21 protein-coding genes are annotated in these 22,102 nt (G+C 66.8%); 10 read left to right on the top strand and 11 right to left on the bottom strand.

Annotation, left to right across the window (positions count from 1 at the left end):
• The first annotated feature begins 13 nt into the window (after positions 1-13).
• The 4 genes from KEG57_RS14955 (at position 14) to KEG57_RS14940 (ending at position 4,335) form a co-directional block, all read left to right on the top strand.
• Positions 14-1,345, top strand: a complete 1,332-nt coding sequence (locus tag KEG57_RS14955; RefSeq protein WP_272420492.1) for a DUF1552 domain-containing protein — start codon at positions 14-16, stop codon at positions 1,343-1,345.
• Positions 1,342-2,214, top strand: a complete 873-nt coding sequence (locus tag KEG57_RS14950; RefSeq protein ID WP_272420490.1) for a hypothetical protein — start codon at positions 1,342-1,344, stop codon at positions 2,212-2,214. The genes KEG57_RS14955 and KEG57_RS14950 overlap by 4 nt, the downstream gene beginning before the upstream one ends.
• A 114-nt stretch (positions 2,215-2,328) precedes the next feature.
• Positions 2,329-3,393, top strand: coding sequence for a Vgb family protein (locus tag KEG57_RS14945; protein ID WP_272420489.1), 1,065 nt, complete (start codon positions 2,329-2,331; stop codon positions 3,391-3,393).
• A 21-nt stretch (positions 3,394-3,414) separates the two neighbouring features.
• A complete protein-coding gene (locus KEG57_RS14940) occupies positions 3,415-4,335 on the top strand; it encodes a UbiA family prenyltransferase (RefSeq protein ID WP_272420488.1) in 921 nt (306 codons plus the stop codon).
• Here the strand turns inward: KEG57_RS14940 and KEG57_RS14935 are convergent, their stop codons facing one another.
• Entirely contained in the window at positions 4,336-5,163 is an 828-nt protein-coding gene (locus KEG57_RS14935) for a carotenoid biosynthesis protein (protein ID WP_272420487.1), read from the bottom strand. It lies immediately after the preceding gene.
• Between the two features lie 35 nt (positions 5,164-5,198).
• A complete protein-coding gene (locus KEG57_RS14930; RefSeq protein WP_272420485.1) occupies positions 5,199-6,404 on the bottom strand; it encodes an adenylate/guanylate cyclase domain-containing protein in 1,206 nt (401 codons plus the stop codon).
• Between the two features lie 134 nt (positions 6,405-6,538).
• On the opposite strand from KEG57_RS14930, the gene KEG57_RS14925 reads away from it, so the two are divergent.
• Positions 6,539-7,039: a cupin domain-containing protein gene (locus KEG57_RS14925; RefSeq protein WP_272420484.1), complete on the top strand. Its 501-nt coding sequence runs from the start codon at positions 6,539-6,541 to the stop codon at positions 7,037-7,039.
• Between the two features lie 9 nt (positions 7,040-7,048).
• On the opposite strand, the gene KEG57_RS14920 is transcribed toward KEG57_RS14925, so the two are convergent.
• The 5 genes from KEG57_RS14920 to KEG57_RS14900 form a co-directional block, all read right to left on the bottom strand.
• Positions 7,049-7,666 (bottom strand): GNAT family N-acetyltransferase, encoded by a 618-nt coding sequence (locus KEG57_RS14920; protein WP_272420483.1) that lies wholly within the window; start codon positions 7,664-7,666, stop codon positions 7,049-7,051.
• An 81-nt stretch (positions 7,667-7,747) separates the two neighbouring features.
• The gene (locus tag KEG57_RS14915; RefSeq protein WP_272420481.1) at positions 7,748-8,416 is read right to left on the bottom strand and encodes a hypothetical protein; all 669 of its coding nucleotides are present in this window, start codon (positions 8,414-8,416) and stop codon (positions 7,748-7,750) included.
• A gap of 239 nt (positions 8,417-8,655) precedes the next feature.
• On the bottom strand, positions 8,656-9,843 hold the full coding sequence (locus KEG57_RS14910) for an RNA polymerase sigma factor (protein ID WP_272420480.1): 1,188 nt from the start codon (positions 9,841-9,843) through the stop codon (positions 8,656-8,658).
• Between the two features lie 21 nt (positions 9,844-9,864).
• Positions 9,865-10,983 carry a hypothetical protein gene (locus tag KEG57_RS14905; RefSeq protein ID WP_272420478.1) on the bottom strand — a complete coding sequence of 373 codons (1,119 nt, stop codon included), beginning with the start codon at positions 10,981-10,983 and terminating at the stop codon, positions 9,865-9,867.
• 45 nt (positions 10,984-11,028) lie between these two features.
• Positions 11,029-11,592 (bottom strand): hypothetical protein, encoded by a 564-nt coding sequence (locus tag KEG57_RS14900; protein ID WP_272420477.1) that lies wholly within the window; start codon positions 11,590-11,592, stop codon positions 11,029-11,031.
• 1,305 nt (positions 11,593-12,897) lie between these two features.
• Between KEG57_RS14900 and KEG57_RS14895 the strand changes: the two genes are divergently transcribed.
• On the top strand, positions 12,898-13,113 hold the full coding sequence (locus KEG57_RS14895; protein ID WP_272420475.1) for a hypothetical protein: 216 nt from the start codon (positions 12,898-12,900) through the stop codon (positions 13,111-13,113).
• Between the two features lie 29 nt (positions 13,114-13,142).
• Here KEG57_RS14895 and KEG57_RS14890 read toward each other — a convergent pair whose 3' ends face one another.
• A complete protein-coding gene (locus KEG57_RS14890) occupies positions 13,143-13,655 on the bottom strand; it encodes a prolyl-tRNA synthetase associated domain-containing protein (protein WP_272420473.1) in 513 nt (170 codons plus the stop codon).
• A gap of 108 nt (positions 13,656-13,763) precedes the next feature.
• On the opposite strand from KEG57_RS14890, the gene KEG57_RS14885 reads away from it, so the two are divergent.
• Both KEG57_RS14885 and KEG57_RS14880 read left to right on the top strand, forming a co-directional pair.
• On the top strand, positions 13,764-14,612 hold the full coding sequence (locus tag KEG57_RS14885; RefSeq protein WP_272420472.1) for an SDR family oxidoreductase: 849 nt from the start codon (positions 13,764-13,766) through the stop codon (positions 14,610-14,612).
• A 20-nt stretch (positions 14,613-14,632) separates the two neighbouring features.
• Positions 14,633-15,178, top strand: a complete 546-nt coding sequence (locus KEG57_RS14880) for an HD domain-containing protein (protein WP_272420471.1) — start codon at positions 14,633-14,635, stop codon at positions 15,176-15,178.
• Between the two features lie 16 nt (positions 15,179-15,194).
• Here KEG57_RS14880 and KEG57_RS14875 read toward each other — a convergent pair whose 3' ends face one another.
• The gene (locus KEG57_RS14875; RefSeq protein ID WP_272420470.1) at positions 15,195-17,687 is read right to left on the bottom strand and encodes a serine/threonine-protein kinase; all 2,493 of its coding nucleotides are present in this window, start codon (positions 17,685-17,687) and stop codon (positions 15,195-15,197) included.
• 100 nt (positions 17,688-17,787) lie between these two features.
• Positions 17,788-18,462 carry a hypothetical protein gene (locus KEG57_RS14870; protein ID WP_272420468.1) on the bottom strand — a complete coding sequence of 225 codons (675 nt, stop codon included), beginning with the start codon at positions 18,460-18,462 and terminating at the stop codon, positions 17,788-17,790.
• Between the two features lie 319 nt (positions 18,463-18,781).
• Between KEG57_RS14870 and KEG57_RS14865 the strand changes: the two genes are divergently transcribed.
• Together KEG57_RS14865 and KEG57_RS14860 are read left to right on the top strand one after the other, a co-directional pair.
• Positions 18,782-20,119: a DEAD/DEAH box helicase gene (locus KEG57_RS14865; protein ID WP_308215626.1), complete on the top strand. Its 1,338-nt coding sequence runs from the start codon at positions 18,782-18,784 to the stop codon at positions 20,117-20,119.
• Between the two features lie 46 nt (positions 20,120-20,165).
• On the top strand, positions 20,166-21,134 hold the full coding sequence (locus KEG57_RS14860) for a pirin family protein (RefSeq protein WP_272420467.1): 969 nt from the start codon (positions 20,166-20,168) through the stop codon (positions 21,132-21,134).
• A 15-nt stretch (positions 21,135-21,149) separates the two neighbouring features.
• Here KEG57_RS14860 and gspC read toward each other — a convergent pair whose 3' ends face one another.
• Positions 21,150-22,073, bottom strand: a complete 924-nt coding sequence (gspC, locus tag KEG57_RS14855) for a type II secretion system protein GspC (RefSeq protein WP_272420466.1) — start codon at positions 22,071-22,073, stop codon at positions 21,150-21,152.
• Positions 22,074-22,102: the final 29 nt, after the last annotated feature.

The raw sequence follows: 22,102 nt of genomic DNA, 5'->3' as shown, positions 1-22,102 counted from the left end.
AGGGGATCATGCCATGAAGCGAACCAAGCTCAGCCGAAGGACGATGCTCCGGGGCATGCTCGGGGGCGCGGCGGTCGCCATCGGGCTGCCGGCGCTCGAGATTTTTTTGAACGCGAACGGGACGGCTTATGCCGGGGGCGACGCCCTGCCGAAGCGATTCGGAATATTTTTCTGGGGCAATGGCACCCTGCCCGATTTCTGGGTACCCAAGGGGACGGGGCCGACCTGGGAGCCCTCTCCCACGCTCGCGCCGCTCGCCGAGGTGAAGGACAAGCTCTCGGTCATCACCGGCATGAAGGTGTATACCGGGAACACCGTGCCGCATTTCTCGGGGTCGGCGGGCATCCTCTCGGGCGCCGCGCCGCTCAACAATGGCACGGAGCTCCAGACGTTCACCCAGCCGAGCATCGATCAGGTGATCGCCGAGGCCGTCGGACAGGACACGCGCTTCCGCTCGCTCGAATTCGCGGTCCAGCCCGGCGGACGGAGCCTCTCCTATTCGGCGCCGCATAGCGTGAACCCGCCGGAGAACTCGCCCGCGGCGCTCTTCCAGCGTGTCTTCGTGGACGGGTTCGTCATGCCCGGCAGCACGCCGATGCCCGATCCACGATTGCCGCTGCGGCAGAGCATCCTCGACGGGGTGATGGAGGAGGCCGCATCGCTCCAGCAAGTCCTCGGACAAACCGACAAGGAGCGCCTGGAAAAGCACCTCGACGGCATCCGCGCGCTCGAAAAGCAAATCGAAAAACTCCAGCAGAATCCGCCGAGCCTCGCGGCGTGCATGGTGCCCGAGAAGCCGCTCGACGAGTATCCGGACGTGGACGGCAGGCCGCCGATGTCCGAGATTTCGCGGGCGATGGTGGATGTCCTCGTCATGGCGCTCGCCTGCGACCAGACGCGCGTGTTCAGCCAGTGGTTCTCGAGCCCCGTCGGCAATCCGCTTTATCCCGGGGCGACCGCCGGCCATCACCAGCTCACCCACGACGAACCCGGCGACCAGCCGCAGGTGCAGAGCATCTTGCTCTACATCATCTCGGAGTTCGCTTACCTCGTGAAGGCGCTCGCCGCTGTCCCCGAGGGCGACAGCACACTGCTCGACCATTGCGCGATCCTCGGGACGAGCGATTGCTCGTACGGCAAATCGCACCTGCTCGAAGAGTATCCGATCCTTATCGCGGGGACCTGCAACGGGGCGCTCAAGACGGGGCTCCATTATCGGTCTCCGTCGGCCGAGAACGCGAGCAAGGTGCTCCTCTCGCTCGCGCGGGCGATGGGGATGACGCTCGACAGCTTCGGCCAGGGCGATGCGCGCGCGACCACCAGCTTGACGGCGATCGAGGTATGAAGACGAAAGCTGTTTCCAGGCTCCTGCCCGTGCTCTCCCTCGGCCTCTTCCTCGTCGGCTGCGGCGAGGAAGAGGCGCTCGGCGCCGCGGCTTGCACGACCGGCGAGACGTACGGCGCCATTACGACGAAGCTCGCCTTCTCGCGCCTGGTCTCGCCGACCGTGGCGCCCGGCTTCGATCTCGACGGCCGGACGAGCGATTCGACCGACTCGCTCTCCTGCGGAAAGGCCGATTTCACCGATGCCGACGGGCGGAGCGGCGTGGACAACCAGCTCGCGCCGCTCGTCCCTGAAGTGGAAAAGTTCGTCGGCGACGCGATCGACGGGCTCTTGCAAGGGTCCATCAACGACGGGCAGCTCGTCATCTTGATGGAAATGGAGAACGTCGACGATTTCACGAACGACACCTGCGTGAACCTCGGCGTGCAAGTCGGCGTGAAGAAGCGGCCGACCCTCGGCACGGACGGCATCATCGAGGCGTATCAAACGTTCGAGCCCGACCCGGCGGCGAGCCGCAGCTACGTCATGAATGCGCGCATCGAGAACGGCGTGCTCGAAACCGGCCCGTTCGCCCTCGCGATTCCGCTCGCGATTTTCGACGTCGCGTTCACGTTGAACGTGCAAGACGCGCGTTTCCGTTTCACGATCGACGAGGAGCACAGGCTCAAGGGCATCCTCGGCGGTGGCGTCTTGCCGCAGGAGATCATCGACGGCGTGAAGGACGGCGACGGGCTCGAGGATCTGCTCCCGCAGATCAAGCTCCTGCTCGACGCAAACACGGACCTCGCATACAACGAGGACACCGGCAAATGCGAGCAGCTCTCGGCGACGCTCGATGTCGAGGGCGTGCCGGCGTTCCTCCGCCGCTGACGTGCCGCGCGCGGGGGCGAACGTGACCTCCGCGCGCGTGCCGTCGCACGGGCGGCCGCGTGTTCGTCCACCATCGCCATTGAGCCTCGGCGCCGCTGCCGATATGCTCACGTGATGCGACTTCCCCTGCGAACCCTTGGTAAGGTCGCCTGTGTCCTCGCTTTCTCGGCCCTCGTGGGCTGCGGGGACGACGAAGGCGGCCCGAGCACGACCGGCGGCGAAGTGCCGCGCAAGCCTTTGTTCCTCGTGGCGAACAGCCGCGGCGACGATGTCCTTCGATTCGAGCAGGACACGGGCGCGTTCGTCGATGCTTTCATTCCGAAAGGCACGGGCGGCCTCTTCCACCCCGACGCCATGACGCTCGGCCCCGAGGGCGACCTCTACATCGCGAGCGGCGATACGCCCGAAAACTCCGCGGTCCTGCGGTTCGACTCCTCGACGGGCGCATTTTACGGCGAGTTCGCGAAGGGCGGCGGCCTGCACCGTCCTTATGGTATCGCCTTCGGGCCGGACGGAAGGCTTTACGTTTCGAGCTTCCTCACGGACCAGATCCTTCGTTACGACGGGAAAACCGGCGATTTCATCGACGTCTTCAAGGAGGGCAATGGAATGCCCGGCGGCCTGAACGGGCCGAATGGGCTGCTCTTCGGGCCCGACGAAAAACTTTACGTCACGACCGAGGGCTCCGTCGCCGAGAACGGCATGCCCACGTTCCCGGGGCTCCCGAGCCAGGTCTTGCAGATCGACGTCACGACCGGCGAAATGAAAGTTTTCGTCGACCAGCCCGACCTTTCGCCTGCCGGGCACGGCTACATCAGCCTGCTCGGCCTCGCGTACGGGCCCGATTGTAACGCTGGGCTCTGCGAGCTCTATGTCAGCGATTACGCGAACGACATCCGGCGCTACGATTTCACGACGGGGATGTTGCTCGGCACGATCTCCACGAACTACACGGGTAGCACGCCGAGCGGCAATTACCTCGGCGGGGTGAGCTTGGGCGACGGCGGGCGTATTTTCACCGTCGGCTTCGACGAGGACGAAGCGAAGGGCAACCCGGGGACGGTGTTGCGTTTCGAGGCCGATGGGACGCCCTTGCCCGCGTCGGGGCAGTCGGGCGCGGTGCTCGTGAACGCGGATGCGAGGCTCGCGCGGCCGATCGGGATCCTCGCGCTGCCCTGAGAAATGCTAGAAGGGGCGGCGATGTCCGATGCCGCCCTCGCGCCCGCCTCCTCCGCGCTCGCCGACGCGCTGGCGATCGCCCGATATCACATCGTGCTCGTGGCCATGGCCGCGTGCGTCGTCTTCGGATGGCTCATGACGGGCCGTTACCTGCCGCTCGTCGCCCTCGTCGTTGGACTCGACTGGTTCCTCATCAACCTGATGAACCGGATCACCGACATCGACGAGGACCTCAAGAACGGAATCCGCGGCACCGAGCGCGTCGCGCGCCAGAAGCGTTTGCTCACCGTGGGCGCCGTCCTGCTCATGGGCGGGTCGTTCGTCGCGACGCACCTGGTTTGGCCGGGTCTCACGCCGTTCCGGATCGCCGTCCAGATCATCGGCCTCGCCTACAATTACAACATCGTCCCCACGCCGCGCGGTTTCTCCCGGCTGAAGGAGATCTACTTCTTCAAGAACTTCGGCTCCTCGGTCCTGTTTGTCCTCACGTGTTTCGTGTATCCGCTCGTCACGAGTCCCGGCGCGCGCGTGATGCCCTGGAGCGGGGTCGTTTGCCTTGCACTGTTTTTCGTTCCGTTCGAGCTGACGTACGAGATCCTTTACGATCTGCGTGACCTCGAAGGGGATCGGCAAGAAGGAATCCCCACGTATCCCGTGGTGCACGGGCCCCACCGCGCGCGGCAGATCATCGATGGTCTGCTCGTCGGCGCGGCTGCCATTCTCGTCGCCGGAATCGTCTCCGGCTCGATCGGCGTCCGCGAGGGCTTGATGCTGGCCGCGCCCGCGACGCAGCTCGCGTTTTATCGGCCCCGCTACTGGCGAGGCCTCACTTCGCATGATTGCATCGTGCTCACGCACCTCGGCACGGCCCAGCTCGTTTTTTATCTCGTCGGTACGGCGCTCTGGGAACACGCGGGAATGCCCGCGAACATTTTTCTTTGATCAGCGCAGCGTGAGCTCGCTCGCGGCGAAATAGGGGATCGCCACGATCGCGGTGTGGTGCCAGAGCGAAAGCTCCGCGGGCGCGGTCGAGAGGAGCAGCACGAAAAAGAGGCCCGCCGCGACCAAACGCGGCAAGGCGACGGAGAGCGGAATCGCGCCGCCCCGACGGCGCGCCAGGACGACGGATGCGAGAACGAACGCGCCAATCACCGAGAGTCCCCAGATCGACGCCACGCCGAGCGCTTCCCGCTGCGACCAACGGAAAAACCCCCACCACGTGATCTGGATGAGCGCATGCGCCACGAGCGGAGCCGCGACGATCGTGGCGAGCGCGCGCCGGATTCGCCCGTCCCCGGACGAGAGCCGGCCCGACAAGGCGAGGTCCGCGCCAATCGCAAAATATCCCCACCCGAGAATGCCAATGATCGGCACGCCGAGGTGCCCCGCCTCGGCCCACGACCAGAGCCCCGCGCGCACCGCGATCACCTCCACGAGCGACGCGTCGAACGCGACGATCGCGAACACCACGAGCGGGCGGAGCCGCTCGATCCGCGGCCAAACGCAAGCCGCGACCTCCCGGGCCGAGAGGATCACGAGCGGCCAGATGAGCGGCACCAGGATCGGCACTCGGTCGAGCCGGACGTGCCACCCCATCGCGTAATGGTAATATTCGTAAAACGCGACGCACGTCTCCTCGCCGATCCATCCCGCGACGGCGAGCGCCGCATAATCGGTCAAGAGATCCGCGGGCGGCCGCCTCCGCGCCATGGCCGCGAGCGCGAGCAGGACGACGGCGACGCAGGCAATCTCGAACACGAGCAAAGGCACGGGCCGACGCTAGCACGCCACAACGAGCGGCGACGTCACGACTTCAGCGTGAAGATCCGGATCCCCTGCTGCCGCCCGCGCACCGGCACGATACCGAGGTCCTCGAACGTCACCTCGGGCACGCGTTGCGCGGTCTCCTCGCTGACGAGCACGTCGACGCCTTTTTCCTTCGTCATCGCTTCGAGCCGCGAGGTCGTGTTCACCGCGTCGCCGATGACCGTGAACTCGAGCCGACTCCCGCCGCCGAGGCAGCCCGCCACCACGGTCCCCGAGTGCACGCCGATGCCGATTCGCAGGCCCGCCGAGCGGATGCGGTTCTGCTCGTCGAGCGCGGCGCGAATGCGGCGCACGGCCTCGATGGCGCGGCGCGCATGGTCGTGGCCGGGCTCGGTCGCGCCGAACACCGCGAGCATGCCGTCGCCCATGAACTTGTCGACGATGCCGCCGCACGCGTGCACGGCCTCGGAGAGCGCGCCCTGGAGCTGGTTCAGCATCTCGAAGACGTCGCTCGGCTCCATGCGCTCCGAGAGCGACGTGAAGCCGCGCAGGTCCGTGACGAGGAGCGTCGCCTCCACGGACCGCGGCGCATCGAGGAGCGAGAGCGGATCCTTGAGCGCCGCGCGCCCGACGGTCGGCAAGAGCCGATCGAGGAGCAATTGCCCGCGCGTGGCCTCCATCGCGCGACGCACCTGATCGGCGAGCCAGACGTTGAGCATTCCGATCGCCACGATCGCGACGCCCGAGTAAAGCAGGTGCACGCGTGAGGCATGATCGCCGAGGAGGCGGACGAGCAGGACGACGGCGAGAAACGTGGTCCACGCAGCCGCGCGGCGATCGAAGCGGATGCCGCCCGTCGCGGCGAAGAGGCCGCAGGCGAGCGCGGTGACCGCGGCCATCGCGGTCGTGACGCCCTGGGCCGCGATACGCGTGTCGAGGATGCCGTCGATGAGGAAGAAGTCGACGACGGGCACGATGAACCAGTACACGCGGCCGTACGGGAGCCGCAGGGTCGCGAGGAGGAGCACGCCCGAGAGCAGCACCCAGAGCGCGCCGCCGCGGATGTTCGTCGCGGGCCTGAGGCCCCGGGCCCAAAGCGTGACGTCGAGCATGAGCACGAGCGAGTAGGCCGACATGCGGACGACCGCGACGCGCATCTCGTTCCGGCGCGCCTCGCGGTTCAACGCCTCCTTCATCGCGGCGGCGAGCTCGCTCCGGTTCGAGGCGTGGGCCACGGTTCCCATGTCGGCCCCACCAACGCAAATCGGATCCCGTGCGTCAAGCGTTATTCGCGCGGATCCCTCGTTTGCTTTGGCCTTGACCCGTGCGAGATCCGGTGACAGACCCGCAGGGCAAACCATAACGAGAGGAGTTGCCCGTGTCCCGACCCATCAAGAACCTCGACGAGCTCCAGTATTTCCCGATGGGCAACGGCGAGCGCTTCGCGTGTCGCGTGAGCCTCGTCGGACAGCAGATCGGCGCGCAGAAGCTCGGGTACAACGTGACGATCATCCCGCCCGGCAAGCGCGCGTTTCCCTGTCACGCCCACCGCGTGAACGAGGAGATGTTTTTCGTGCTCGAAGGCGAGGGCGAGATGCGTCTCGGCGCGGAGCGACACCCGATCCGGCGCGGCGACATGATCGCGTGTCCGCCCTCCGGGCCGGAGTCGGCGCACCAGTTCATCAATACGTCCGAGACCACCGAGCTCAAAGTGCTGTCCGTGAGCACACGGATGTCGCCTGATCTCGTGGAGTACCCCGACACTGGCAACTTCGGCGTCGTCGCCGATCTTGGTCCGGGCGCGGACGGAAAACCGCGCCTGTTCCGTTATGTCGGACGTGATGGCGAGAGCCGCGATTACTGGGAGGGGAACGAGTAGGCGAGCAGGTCAGGCCGAGGCCGAGGGTTCGTCCGGATCGGGGAGCAGGAGGCCCATGCCGATATCGTCGACGAAGTTGCCGTCGTCGCGACGAATGAGCCCGCGGCGGGAGCCTTCCTCCTGGAACCCGAGGGATCGATAAAGGGCGACGGCGCGCGGGTTGTCCGCGCGGACGTGGAGCTCGACGCGACGGATGCGGCCTCCGTCCGCGTCGCGATGGTCGCGCACCCAGCCGAGGAGCGCTTCGAGCAGCGCGCGGCCGAGGCCGATTCCTTGCGCGTCAGGATGCACGCCGATGCCGAGAACGGCGACGTGGCGAACCATGCGGAGCGTGAGGCGAAGGATCGACGCCTCCGCCACGATTCCGCGTCCTTCCTCTTCGGCGACCATACAAAAGGCCGAACCGTCCGTCGCCGCCATGCCCGCGCGAATCTGTAGATCGCCGTAGGTGGTCGGGTCATCGGGCAGCTCGTCGGGGTATTTGACGATTCCTTGCCGGGCTTTTACGATCGCGCGCTCGAGGTCGAGCAGTCCGGCGGAATCGGCGGGGTAGGTGGCCATTCGGAGGAGGGCGCGGCGGCCTCCCCGGAGCGGGACGTGCGAGGGCGTGAGAGGCGTGAAGGACATGGGCGTGCGGCCCGAGCAAGCGCCCGCAGGCTTCGGATGTCAAGCATCCGTGCACGCAGACGCCGAGGTTTCACGCGGACGTCACGCGGCGCGACGGATGCCCCGGCCCTGGTGACGTTCGGGCACGAGGGCACAACGTTCGAGATTTCCTCGGGTTGGATGCTCGATCCCGGCGCCCGACGAGCCACCCGTTCCCGCGAGGTCCGCGCCCACCGGCGTGGAAAGAAGCACGATTCTCCCGCTCGCCTCCAGCCGGAGAAGACCCTGATCCACGGACGAACGCGGGAGCCCGAGGAGTTTGTCCCGGAGCAGTGCGAGGGACACGATCTCGCCCGGCGTGGGCATGAGGCGGGCGAGCACATACAGGATTCGAGCGTCCACTGCGGCTTCCGCGCCCGCGTTGCGGGCCACGCGTACGTGTTCGGCGAGGCGCACGACGGCGTCGAGCTGCTCCGGCGAGAGGCGCCATAACTCCGAAAGGATTTCCTCGAAGGCAAACACGCCGGAGGATACGAGCGTGGGCGAGCTGCTCATGCGCTCGCGCGCGGGCGGGAGAGGCGGCGGGGCGGGGGTGCGACGGAATCGGGCACGGAGGCGATCGAGGAGATCACGAAGGCGAGACCTCCATCCGTTTGGGGGGACGCACGAGGGATCGACGATGGTCGGCCGCATGTCCTCGGGCCAGGTCGGTCGTTCGTGGATCCCGAGCGGGACGTCGTCGTCGTCCGATTCCGGCAAAATCGTGGGCATGGAATCCCTCCCATTCTTTGATCACCGCTCGTAGGCGACCCGCCGAGACATGCTTCTCGGATTGGCCTTGGTTTCGTGCGCGCGAGCAGGGGTCCTCCGTTCCGTCTCTGCCACGGCGGGCCGCCTGCGAGCGGTGATCGTCTGTCGAAATCGTGGATCGTCGTCCCCAGGCGACCGCGCCACCAAGCTCGCCCAGAATGAGTGGCAACGCGGCCGGCTGCGAACGACGATCCTTCGCGTCAGGGTTTGGGTTTGTCCTCGGTTGAAGCCTGTTTCTTTGCGGCTTCTTGTGCAAGCATCCGAGCGAGTTTTTTTTCTGCTATGCTTTTGAGCTCTGCGCACTCGTCCAAATGCGTGCTTTTGGGAAAACGGCGCGCGTGCTCCTGGAGGAGTTCGAGGGCTGCTTTCGGATTTTCGTCTTTGAGGGCACGCCGTATCGTCCAAAGCATCGGAACTTCAGGATCCCCGGGGCGAGCGGGGGCTGGTTCCTGCGATGGCGGTGCAGCCCGCGGCGCCCCGGAATCGCCCTGCGGCGTATTCCTCACGAGAGCATCGGCGACCACGGCGATCGGCGTCGTTGCCGCGTGGAGCGATGGGGCCGCGGTGGTATGCGCCGAAGCGACACCTGCGCCGAGATGCCCGAGCAGCATGCCCGCGAGCGCGGACGGCAGTGCCACAGCAAACGCGGTCGTGAGTTTGAACGGAAAACCTGCCGCCCCGATGCCCGGTTCGATCGCCTGAGGCGCCTCGCGCCTCGGCGCGCCCGCAGCGATCTTTGCAGCGTCGATCGCCCGCGACAACCGTTCCCAGCCGTCGAGCTGGGCCTTGGCAAGGACCTCGCTCGACTCCCACACGCGCGGCAGGAGCCCGGCCAGCGAGAACGAGGCAAACAAGCTCTCCCGCGAGCTCTTCTCGGGATCCACCCCGAGGAGCGTCTTGATCCACCCTTCGAAGGCCGTCTCGGCGGCGGCGAGGCGGAGCTGCACGGTCGAACGCGCGATCCCGAGGCTCTTCGCGAGCGCGTGAAGCGGCTCTTCGCGAACGTAGTACCGCAGGAGGAGCATGCGCTGGTCCGTGGGCATCCGTTCGAGCGCTTCGAGGACGACCTCCGTCATCGTTTCATCGGAGGCGTGCTGGTCGACCGCGGCATCGATCACCTGCGGGGCGAGCCGCTCGAGACGCCGCGCAGCCTTGCGCCGGTAGTTCCGGACCATCTCGTAGCAGACGCGCGCGAGCCATCCCTGGGGATAAGCGGGGATCTCGTCGAAGTGGTTGTACGCGAAGACGAGGACGTCGTGCGCGATGTCCGCCACATCGGCTTCCCGGACGCGGAGGCGATGCAACGTACGCCACACGGTGGGGAAGTTCTCCTCGTAGAACGTCCGGAACTCCTCCCGTGTGGGTGTGGTGTCGACCGCGGCAAGCATGATGGGCTGCGCCTCCGCTTGCTATATGTCGTCAGACCCCCCGGATGTACCGACGGTCGGCGAAAATTTTTGAGGAGGCGGTGGGGGAGGGGGTTTGGCGGTGGGGTTGGTCACGTCGAAGGCGTAGACGAGACCAACCTGGAGGGCGGCCGAGGCGTAGGGGTAGGTCCAGATTTCGCGGTCGAGGACAATTTCTTCGGGTGGGTCGGGCACGAAGAGAATATCTAGTCGAGTCTGGAGGGTGACGGACTGTCCCAGTGGGAACGACAAGCCACCGCGGAGGCCCACACCCCAGGTAAAGGTTGGTTTCTCCTCCAGAAAGTTCCACACTTTACTATCGTGCTCAATACTGCGATCCAGATATCCAACGGAGATGAGGATACATTTATCCAGTTGAAGCCAAGAACGTACCCTCGCATGCTGGCAGGGTATGAGCATTCCAAACCGCTGTGATCCACGGATGCGGTATGGCTCTTCAATGCGCTCACTCTCTGCGTCATAGCGGATTTCTACGCCTAACGACAGTTCAGCCTGTCGGAGTCCAAGGCCGAACACCAGCGAGGGTGACCAAGTCGGTGTACTGCCGGACGCAGCGCCTCCAGCAAACGAAATCAGGATGCGTGTGGGTGGCCCTGGCCGGGGTAGCGGCACTGCACGCACGGTTTGCGCGGCGGTAGGCGGAGGTGGCGGGCTCGATGGTGGAAGGGATGGCGCCGGAAGCGCAGGTGGCGCAGGTGGCGTAGGTGGCGCGATGTGCGGCTCAGGCTCCGGCGGTTCGAGCGGCTCGATGAGCATCCCGGCGCTGAATGCCGCATGATGCAACAACCCAGCACATTGCCAGGTGGGTTTTTCGTGCTCAGGTGCGCGCTGTTCCGCACCGGAAATGCTTTTCGCGACGATCTGGACACGAACGTTCTTTTCAGAACGTCGGAAGACGACCGTGAGCAGATTCGGCGCGTCAGGCTGGAACGGATCTCGTCCAACCTCGCGGGAGACGGCAGCACGGAAGACCGCCTCGTTCGGGCAAATCTCCGTGCCGGGCTCACGTACGTAGTCGAGGCGGTAGGTCTCCTGTGCGGCGGCAGGCGCTGCAAGGAGGCAGATCGAGGCTGCCAGTACCGTCCCCCCGCGGAGAGCCATGGTGCCCGACCCTACCAGCTAGGGGTGGGATCGAGCAAGGCGGCTTTACGCGAGGCAGCAGAACGTGATGGGTTTCCCCATCTCGACCTTGCCCGTGGGCTCACCACCCTGGGGCATGCACACGCCGGGCACCCTCTCGATGACTTCAACTCTCTTGCTGCCGAGAGAAATGCCTTCCATCAGATCGTAGCAGGGAGCAGGCATGTCCGAGGACACATACGGAGACAGTTGCTCGTTCATGCAGGCGCTGTCCGTATATACGTGAATCTGAACGGTGCACATGCCTCCCGTGGGTGGAGAACAAGTGCAAGAGCTGCACTCGCGTTTGTCGGTGCCATCCTCGAAGAACACGAGGCGTTTTGTCCAGTCTTGAGGACACTCAACGTCCTCTGTGGCGTACACGCAGACATCGAAGGGGGACGGCGGCTCCGGCGAGCAGGATGCATATTTGCACGGTTTTTTCACGTCATTCGCGCAAGCCAGCGCTGCAACCGAGATCGGCGTAGGCCACTCGTTGATGCTTCCGTTGTAGGGGATCGGGAGGTCCGTTGGTTCGTCGCCCTGGGCCAGGACGAGACAATCTCCCTCCACGACCACGGGCGGAGCCACGGAAAGGGAGCGGACACAGGGCACACCACCACAGAGCTTGCCCTCCGAGAGGGCATTGGCGGTCGTGCACGATCCGTCCCAGCTTGCCGGCGCGTCGAACGACGCACTCGCTGGCATGGGATCCTGACAAACGGTGGCGTGTGTATTCCAGGAAGTCGGGAGCTCGCAGGTTACTGGGGGTTCGCCGCAAGCGCATGTTGGGCAATCACGAGGCCCGAGCACCGGGTCGGCCCAGGCCCAAACTGCCTCTTTCGTGCCTACCGGACAACCAGGCAAGCCGATGGCTGGGCCGGTGGCCACGAGAACGGGACCTTCCCAACCGGCGGGCTTTTCCGGGGCGCACACACCTGGGCAGCCGACTGTGCCAGCGTCCGCGGGGCAGGTCTCCGGATCGGGAGGCCAACCCTCGGCAAGGCATTTCGCAAATTCTTCAGGTGTGCCAACACCGCAGACACACACGGCTTCATACTTGGCGTCTTCGCTCCAGCCGACATCACCGCAGGCTAGCGCCAAGAAAGGTAGAGCGGCAGGCAAACTGAGATACGGCCACAGGCGCATAAAATACCCCCGATTAAAAGGATGCATGACCCGATGACGTTTCTTGCGTACACATTTCAAAGCATCCTATCGGGTCAGGCATCAGTTGCACCATCAGTACCAGCGTCCACAGGGCAAGTTTCAGGATCGGGCGGATAACCCTCGGCCAGACAGTCCGGAGGCGGTGGATTGCCATTTTCGCAGGGGCACCAGACTCGCGAGTCGAAGTCCTCCCCCCACCCGACGTCACTACAAGCCAATACGATAAACGGCAAGCCTAGCGGGAGAGCGAGGATTTTCCACAGACGCATCACCGGGTCCCGTTCATTGAAATCAACCACCGTTCAAGCCAAGAATACTTGCACCTTTTATTGGTGCGTCTCGGGATCGGTACCATGGGGTTTGTCGATGGGGAAAGAGACAAACACCAACCTCGTGCAAGTTTCTGAGCAAGATCCCGACGCGGCCAACGCGGTTTTTCCGCGAACTACCAACTACCTGGACAAATGAACCGTGCCCGGACCAACCTCCCCAGATCGCCCTCAAAAATCGGCCCGGCCGTGTCGTTTCCGGTGGACGATCCGCCTTCTCAACACACTTCCCCAACAGGGAGTTCTACCTCCCAAACCCGTTCGTCCGAGGACCCCCCGCCGAACCCCCCGCCCAGAAAAATCACCGACCCCGTACGATCTTTTCGGACAAAACGCCCCCTCAACACACTTAGGGGTACAGGAGGAAACCTCACCCACTAGGGTAGGTGAATGTGTGATGAGTGTTTGGATCGAAGCTTCTGGTGAGCCCCTTTGCCTGCACTGGACCATCCTGCCCGGGCTCGAGCTCGTCGTGTCGCGCCTCTTCGGCAAGATCACCGTCGGCTACATGCTCGGGACCGACGGCGACGAGGTCCTGCTCCGCGCCCGCCGGGACGACATGGAACGAAGCCGCGAGCTCTTTCACCTCGCATTCACCTGGGGCGAAGCATGAAAAAGCCCCCCGAGCCGCCGGCCGCCTCTTTATAGAGAGGGCGAGGGCGCGTCGAGGTCGAGGACGACCGGCTCGTGACCCGTCGCCCGGAGAAACCGGACAAGGTCCGCTCCCCGGATCGCCGTCGTGTGGTCGTTCGTCAACGGATGGCAGTGCACCGGATCCCGCGCGAGGACCTTCGCGTCGAGGACGACCTGCACCACGCCCTCCTTGTCCATCAACGCAGCGAGCGGCGTGACCGACCCAGGCTCGACGCCAAGGTGCTGCCGCAGGCGCTCGTGCGAGCAGAACGAGACATGGCCCGCGCCGATGCGGCGGCCAAGGTCCTTGAGGTCCACCGCGCGATCCTCGTCGAGCACGACAAGCCACATCGCGCCCTTCTTGTTGCGCAAGAAGAGGTTTTTTACGTGCGTGCCGTCGTGCCGCACGCGATGCGCCTTCGCCTCCTCCACGGTGAAGACGGGCGGATGCGTGACCGTCTCGGTCTCGATGCCGAGGGCCACGAGCCGCTCGAAGAGCGCATCCCGGGGGGAGGTCGTCATGCGCGACTCGTTACCCCGCGCAGGGCCGTCGATCAACGTTTCGTGCGGGGATCTCCCCGGCGGCACACACGTGCGCTACAGATGCGGCCTCGACCAAGGAGCGACGCGATGGCGAAGGATCTCGAAGGCAAAGTCTTTCTGGTGACGGGCGCGACCGAAGGCATCGGCAAGGCCGCCGCCCGGGATTTCGCGCAGCGAGGCGCGACGCTCGTGCTCGTCGGCCGGAGCCGCGAGAAGAGCGAGCGCGTGGTGAACGAGCTGAAGGAGGCGAGCGGGAGCGAGAAGATCGAGCTTTTGCTCGGCGACCTCTCGAAGATCGCCGAGACCCGCGCCGTGGCCGACGCCTTCCGCGCGAAATACGACCGGCTCGACGTGCTCGTGAACAACGCCGGCGCCATCTTCACCGACTACAAGCTCAGCCCCGACGGCATCGAGATGACGTTCGCGCTGAACCACATGGCCTACTTCGTCCTGACGACGAGCTTGCTCGACCTGATCAAGAAGACGCCGAAGGCCCGCGTGGTCAGCACGTCGAGCGACGCCCACAAGATAAGTAAGATGGATCTCGCGACGGTCGCCAAGCGAAGCGGCAAGGCCGGCTTTGGCGCCTACGGCGACTCGAAGCTCGCCAACATCCTCTTCACGCGCGAGCTTGCCCGGCGCCTCGCGGGTTCGAGCGCGACGGCGAACTGCATGCACCCCGGCTACGTTCGCACGGGGTTCGCGCTGAACACCGGCCCGATCGCGGCGCTCTTCGTCAAGGCGGCCGCCGCGCTCTTCGCGCGTACGCCGGAGAAGGGCGCGGAGACGATCATCTGGCTCGCGACGAGCGACGATGCCGCGTCGTACAACGGGGAGTACTTCTTCGATCGCGCGCTCACGCGCACGACGAGCCACGCGCGGAACGACGCCCTGGCGAAAGGCCTGTGGGAGCTGTCGGAGAAGCTCTCGGTCTGAACGCGGGGTACGATCCCCGCATGACGTTTTCTCCCGACACGTACGCGCGCGCGCTCGACTTCGCAGCCGAGGCCCACGGCGCGCAACGCGTGCCCGGCAAGCAGCATCCGTACATCACCCACGTCGCGACCGTCGCCGCGGAGATCCTCGCGGTCGCGACGAAGGACTCGTTCGACGTGGAGCTCGCCGTCACGTGCGCGTTGCTCCACGACACGCTGGAAGACACGAGCGCGTCCGAGGACGAGATCACGCGGCTTTTCGGCGCCGCCGTGGCGCGTGGGGTACGCGCGCTGAGCAAGGACACGCGCCTGCCGAAGGAAGACCAGATGGCCGACTCGCTCGCGCGCATCCAGCGCGAGCCCCGCGAGGTGTGGATGGTGAAGCTCGCCGACCGCATCACGAACCTCGCCGCGCCGCCTCCCTACTGGTCGCGCGAAAAACGGATCGCATACCGCGAGGAAGCACGGCGGATCCTTTCAGCGCTGGGCCCGGCGAGCGCGCCGCTCGCTTCGAGGATGGAAGCGAAGATCGAGGCGTACGGCGACTACATCGAAGGCGCGCCGTGACCTTCGCCCGCGTCCCTCATCGCTCGCCGAGCCAGATCGCCGCGAACTCCATCACCCGCGCGTTGTCGGGCACCTGCTCGAGGAAGCTCTGCCGCCAGCGCGGATCGCTGATCCGATCGGCCCGCTTGAGCAGCCTCCGCCGCGCCTCCGTGATGCGGTGGAGCGCCTCCTCCTCGACGCCGTTCACCCGGAGCGCGAGCGCGTAGGTCCACTGGATCAGGCTCTCGCCTTCCTCGATCCCTTCGAGGCGACTCAAGATCTGCATCGCCTCCGACGCCTTCAGGTACGCCTCCCGCACGTTGTTCCGCGCGATCGCGATCCCCGCGATGAGCGCGAGCGCGCAGGCCCGGGCCGCGGGGACGCCCTCGGAGACCTCCATCGCCAGTCGCGCCATCGTGAGCGCCTCGTCCGTGCGCCCCGCGAGCCGCAGGATGATCGAGAGGTACCCCCGCACGAACCCCTCGCCGCGCCGGTTGCCCTGACGCACGAGGAGCTCGAGCGCCGCCGTCTCCACGGCGATCGCCTCCGTCAGGTTCTCCATGTGCGCGAGCGCGTAGCCGAGGTTCGCGAGGAGCGAGGAGACGAAGTCGAGCTGCATCGGCTCGGCGATCGCCTGCGCCTCGCGGAAGGCCGCGACCGCGAGGGCATACGCGCCGAGCTGCAGGTACGCGTTACCGATGTTGCAGCGCTGCAGGCAAGCGTTCCGCATGTCGCCCGCCGACGTGAAATTCTCCACGGCCGACTCGACCCGCCGCACGTAACCGATGAGATCCCCCTCGTGCAGCGCGATCTCGACGCGCGCCACGTCGAGCCACGCGAGCACGAACGGGCTCACCACGCTGTGCCGCTGCGCGAGCCGCTGCGCGCCCGCGAAGACCTCGTGCGCTCGATCCGGCAGGCCCGCGCGTACGAGCGCGATGACCAGGCGTGCCGCCGTGACGATGTGCGCTTCCGTGGTCACGCCCTCACGCGCGAGCGCCGCGAGCTCGTCGACGAACGCCCCGATCCGCGCGACGTCGCCCATGCTGCCCGACGCGATGACGAGGTGCCCGAGCGCGGCGTGATAGGCCGTGCTCCCCCTCGGCAAGCGCGTGATCGCCTCCTCCGCCGCGCGTCGCGCTTCGGCCATGTGCCCGAGCCAGCGATGCGCGATCGCCTGCACGAGCCGCATGCGCGCGATCGTCTCGGGCGTGCCCGACGCCTCGATCGCGCGCGCCGCGTGCGCCTCCGCGTCGCGCAGCGCGTTCACGCTGAGGGCGTCGAACGCGGCCGTCTCGTCGGCGGTCAGGGGTGAACCGGGGAACAACGCGGCCGCGTCGCGCCACTCGATCTCCGAGCGCGGGACGGTGGCGATTCGCGTGGTCGCGAGGCTCGCGATGGCCTCGTCGAGCTCGCTCACCGTGTCCTCGTCGAGCACGAGATCCGCCGGATCGAGCTCCAGCACGTCCGCGCCGCCGGCCTCGTGTGTCTCCGCCTCGCCCGGCTGCGGCTCGGGCGCGACCTCGCCGTCGTCCTTCGGGCCTCGCGTCGGCGCGAGGACCACGCGGTGCGAGATGTTCTCGTACGCGAAGACGAATTTGTCGCGGAATGCCTGCATCGACGGATAACGCCCCTCGCGCTGCTGCACGAGCGCGCCCTGGACGACCTCCAGGAAGGCCGAGGGGATGTCGTCGACGAGCATCGACAGGATCGGCGGCGCCTCCGTGACGATCTTGATCAGCACGGCTTGATGCGTGGGTCCGTCGAAGGGGCGCCGGCCCGAGAGCAGCTCGAAGAGGACGGCGCCGACGGACCAGACATCGGCGCGCGCGTCGATGCCGGGATCACCCTTCGCCTGCTCGGGCGCCATGTACTCGGGCGTGCCCATGACCACGCCGCTCAGCGTGAGCTTGCGGTTCGGGTCGAGCGTGTTGACGCGAGCGAGGCCGAAATCGATGAGCTTCGGGACGATCTCGCCGGACGCGGACTCCGTGAGGACGATGTTCTCCGGCTTGATGTCGCGGTGCACGATGCCCCGGCGGTGCGCGGCGATGAGCGCGCCCATGATCGGGACCATGATCGTCATCGCCTCGTGCTCGGTGAGCCTTCCGCGCGGCATCAGGTATTCACGCAGGCTCTCGCCTTCGAGTAGCTCCTGCACCATGTAGAACGTGCCGTCGCGGCGTTGCCCGACCTCGTGCACGGTGACGACGTTCGGGTGCTGGATCGCGGCGGTCGTCTGCGCTTCGCGGCGGAAGCGGGCGATCATGCTGGGGTCGCGGTCGTAGTTCGGGTGCATCAGCTTGATGGCGACCCGCCGCTCCACGAACATGTCCCAGGCCTCGAAGACGGTGCCCATCGAGCCCGCGGCGATGAGGCGCTGCAGCGTGAACTTGCCGGCGATCTGCATCCCCGGCTTGAACGTCGCTTTTTCGAGCTCCGCCGCGCGCGCCGCACCGTCGTCGGCCCCCTCCAGGGACGGAGGGCCCGCGCGCGGGTCGTCTTTGCGGCGTTGCCAGAAGCGAAGCATCGGTGCTCCTCCTCAGCGAGCAGCCGTGAGGACAACGCGAGCCAAGGTAGGTGTCAAGGTGCGCGGCCTTCGAGCATCACACCGTCGCGTCCGCCGCGGCCTACGCTTCGTCCTCGCGCACGCGCGCCACGATCGCGTCGAGCGTCGGCCGCTCGCGAAGAGCCGCGAGGCGCGCGGGTTGATCTTCCGCGCGAACGGCGGCGAAGCGGTTCGACCCGAACACGGCGAGCGTGACGTCGAGGTACGTCTCGAAGGACATGAAATCGGAGCTGACGAGGTCGGCGCCATGATCGGTGGACACGAGGACCACGGGATCGGGGCCGATGATCAGGTCGGCGTGGTTGAACTTGCTGAAATTGTCGATCGTGATGGCTTTCAGCGGGCGCTCGGGATCGAGCTCTTGGCCGAAGAAGAGCTCTTCTTGTCTGTGCGAGAGCTCGTTCACGTGGAAATTCCTCTGCCAGTCGGGCGTGAATGCGACGTCGATGGGGACCAGGTTGATGCACCCCGGAGGCGTGCCGTAATCGGGGTAATCGTACGGATTGGTCCGGGTATACGTACTGCCGCGGAGGCCCCATTCCAGAAAAACGCCGTCGTGCGCCGCGTAAAACTCCAGAATGGAGTCCGGCAGCTTCATGCCGGCGGCTTGCTCCGCGCGCGCGAGCGCGGCGCCTGCGGCCGGGGAGCCGAGACGGAAATCGAGAACCTCGATGTCCGGATGCGCGCGCAGCGCTTCGACCATGGCTTCCAGCCGTTCACGAAATGAGGTGGCCATGGGGGCGGATCAGACGTCCCCGCGCGCCGCGCTGTCAAGCGCCGCGCGATGGACCTTGCGCGTGCGGCTGTCGTGCGCTACCACGCTCGGGCTCACGATCCTATCCGGCGAGCATGCGCGGGCAGAGCCCCGCGTGCTTGCGTCCGAACGAAGGCGACCGGGAAGGCGTGGCGGAGCGCACCGTGATGAGTGTCGCCCCGCGGTGGAGCGGCCAGACGGGTCGTTTCACGCCCTTCCCGAACCCTGGCGGCTCGGCGGGAGGGGGAGAGCGACAAGCACACCCTTTCACGGGTTCGGGCCGCGAGAGAGCATTTTCATCGTGACTTTTTCCGTTTCCGGGCGGCCCACGTCGGCCCCCGTCGAGGCGCCGCGTGCCGACGGCAGCGCGCCGATCGCTCCCGTTTCCATGGCCTCCGAGGCCCCCGGCGCCGCGTTTGCCACGCTCGGCCTCGCGGCGCCGCTCGTGCGCGCCCTCGTGAAAGAGGGCTACGAGCGCCCGACGCCCATTCAATTGCAGTCCATCCCCGAGGCGCTCTCCGGCCGTGATTTGCTCGGCTGCGCGCAGACCGGCACCGGCAAGACGGCGGCGTTCGTCCTGCCAATCCTCCAGCGACTCTCGAAGACCCAACGCCACGGCGGCATTCGCGCGCTCGTGCTCACGCCGACGCGCGAGCTCGCCGCGCAGATCGGCGAGCGCGTCACGGCGTACGGGCGGCACCTCGGACTCCGTCACACCGTCATTTACGGCGGCGTCGGGCAGCGGCCGCAGGAGGAGAACCTCGCGAAGGGCCCCGACTTGCTCGTCGCCACGCCGGGCCGGCTGCTCGACCTGATGCAGCAGGGGTTCGTGCGTCTTGATCGCGTGGAGGTCTTCGTCCTCGACGAGGCCGATCGGATGCTCGACATGGGCTTCATCCACGACGTGCGGCGCGTCGTCGCCGCGCTGCCCAAGCAAAAGCAGACGCTCTTCTTCTCGGCGACGATGCCGCGCGAGATTGCCGCGCTCGCCGATAACATCCTCGTCGATCCGGCGCGCGTCTCGGTCACGCCCGCGCGCGCGGCGGCCGACACGGTCGAGCAATCGATCTTCTTCGTCGAGAAGGCCGAGAAACGCGCGCTGCTCGAGCGGCTTTTGCGGACGTCGAGCGTCGAGCGCGCGCTCGTCTTCACCCGCACGAAGCACGGGGCAAACCGCATCTCCGAGCAGCTCGTGCGCGCCGGCATCGAGGCGCTCGCCATTCACGGCAACAAGTCGCAAGGCGCCCGCGAGCGCGCCCTCGATCGGTTCCGCCGCGGCGTCACGCCCGTGCTCGTCGCGACGGACATCGCCGCGCGCGGCATCGACGTCGAGGGCGTCTCGCACGTCATCAATTACGACCTGCCGAACGTGCCCGAGAGCTACGTGCACCGGATTGGCCGCACGGGGCGCGCGGGCGCGACGGGCAGCGCCATTTCGTTCTGCGATCGCGAGGAGCGCGCGTTGCTCTCGGACATTGAAAAGCTGCTCCGCCGCCGCATTCCGGTGGCCGAGGGACAGACGCCTCCCGCCGAGGAGACGCCCGCCCCGCGCCCCGAGCCGCGCCGCGCGTTCGCGCCCGAGCAGCAGCGCCCCCGGGGCCCGCGCCCGCCGCGTCCTCCGCGCGGCCGTCGGAGCTGAATTCCGACCATTGAGCACGGGCCGCTCGCACGCTATGTTTGCGTGCATGGCCCGTGCTCCGACCAGGCGCCACTTCCTCCTTGCCGCGGGGGCTGCCATTCCCGCGGCGACGTTCGCCTTGCTCTCGCGTGAATCCGACGCGCCTTCGCCGCTCGGCGCGGGGGTCGGGCTCGATCCTGACGCGCGTCCCGTGCGGCGGATCGTACAAGCGCAGCCCACGCGGGACGGCGCCGGCGTGCGCCTCTCGCGCGCACTCGGGGGCCAGGCCCTTCCCGATCTCGACCCGTTCCTCCTCCTCGACGAGTTCCACACCGACCGCGCCGACGATTACATTGCGGGATTCCCCGATCATCCGCACCGCGGGTTCGAGACCGTCACGTACATGATCCACGGCGCCATGGAGCACCGGGACAGCGTGGGTAATCGGGGGCGGCTCGGCCCGGGCGGTGCGCAATGGATGACCGCGGGGCGTGGCATCGTTCATTCCGAGATGCCGAAGCAGGAGCAGGGGCTCATGTGGGGCTTCCAGCTCTGGGTGAACCTCCCGGCCGCGCGGAAGATGGTGAAGCCGCGGTATCAGGACATCGAGCCGTCAGCGATTCCCGAGGTCGATATCGCGGACGCCCGGGTGCGGGTGGTCGCGGGGGAGGCCGGAGGGCGGCGCGGGCCCGTGGACGGCGTCGTCGTCGCGCCGAGCTTGCTCGACGTCACGCTTTCGGCGGGCGCGAGCTTCCGGCATGCGCTCCCTCCGGAGCACAATGCATTGATCTACGTCATCGACGGCGCTGCGCGGATCGGACCCGAGGGCACGCCCGTCGCGCGGGGCGAGCTCGCCGTGCTCGGCGCGGGTCGATCGGCCGTGTCGACGAGCGCCACGGGGGCGCGCCTCCTGCTTCTCGCGGGTCAGCCCATCGGGGAGCCCATTGCGCGCCGCGGGCCTTTCGTGATGAACACGGCCGAGGAAATCCGACAGGCGTTCGAGGATTATCGCTCGGGGCGCCTCGTGGGCGGCTGACCGAGCGGACGCGTTTCAACGCATCTCGACCTCGATCGACATGGGTTTGCCCCCGCGGACGATCCGCACGTCGAGCCGATCGGCGGCGCGTAGCCGCGTGAACGCCTCCATCATCTTCGTGATATCTCCCGCCTCGAATCCGTTGATGCTGTCGAGCCGATCCCCATTTTGAAGCCCGAGCATGCTGGGGAGCGAGCCGGGCCGAACTCCGCTGACCCGCATGCCTACGACCCGGTCGCCTTCGCGGGCCGGCACGAAACGCGCCGCGCCGAGGAGGTCCGGACGTTCGAGGATCGTGTCGACGACCGAGCGCTCCACGGTGTAATGGTTGTCCGCGTCCTTGCGAATACGGTCGGCGATTTCGGGCGGCACACGCGAGGCGGGTTTTGCGGGTGCATCGCCGCGCTCCTTCTGCGCCACGGGGCCCTCGCGCCTCTCGTGCAAGGGGAGCTGACACCGCGCCTCGCCCTGCCGGAGCCATACCCGATCCCACGCCATCGCGTGCACCGTGCGCCCGCCGATGTCGTCGCCGAGCCGCCGCAGTGCCGGCTTACCGTCCGACCCTGCAATGGCCGCGAACGACCAGAGCGCGTCGTCCGCCTCCGTGATGAGCAGGACTGTCGCGGCGTCGCAGATCGGATCGGCATAAGGATCGCCGAGCGGTTCGGAAGGTTCCGGGGCCCCATCGTCCGGCGGGCCCTGGCGCGCGAGGGGGCCGGTGATCGAATCGAAGGGATTTCGCCCGAGAATGGCCTCGCCATTGTTCTCGTCTTGCACCGCGGCGAGCGCGTTTCGCACCTTCCTGGGCGGCTGCGGTGAGACCGGCTCGAACGGCGGGCCCGAGAGGCTCGACGAGACGAGCCGCCCGAGCCCGGCCGCCTGGAAATAGGCGGCGAGACCCACGAGCAGAACCAGGACCGCGGGGAACCATCGTTTCAAGCGCGCGTCGAATCCCATGAAAACGGGAA

It is taken from the genome of Polyangium jinanense (assembly GCF_028435365.1).
The sequence above is the reverse complement of the archived record's forward strand: the minus strand, read 5'-3'. Positions and strand labels throughout refer to the sequence as shown.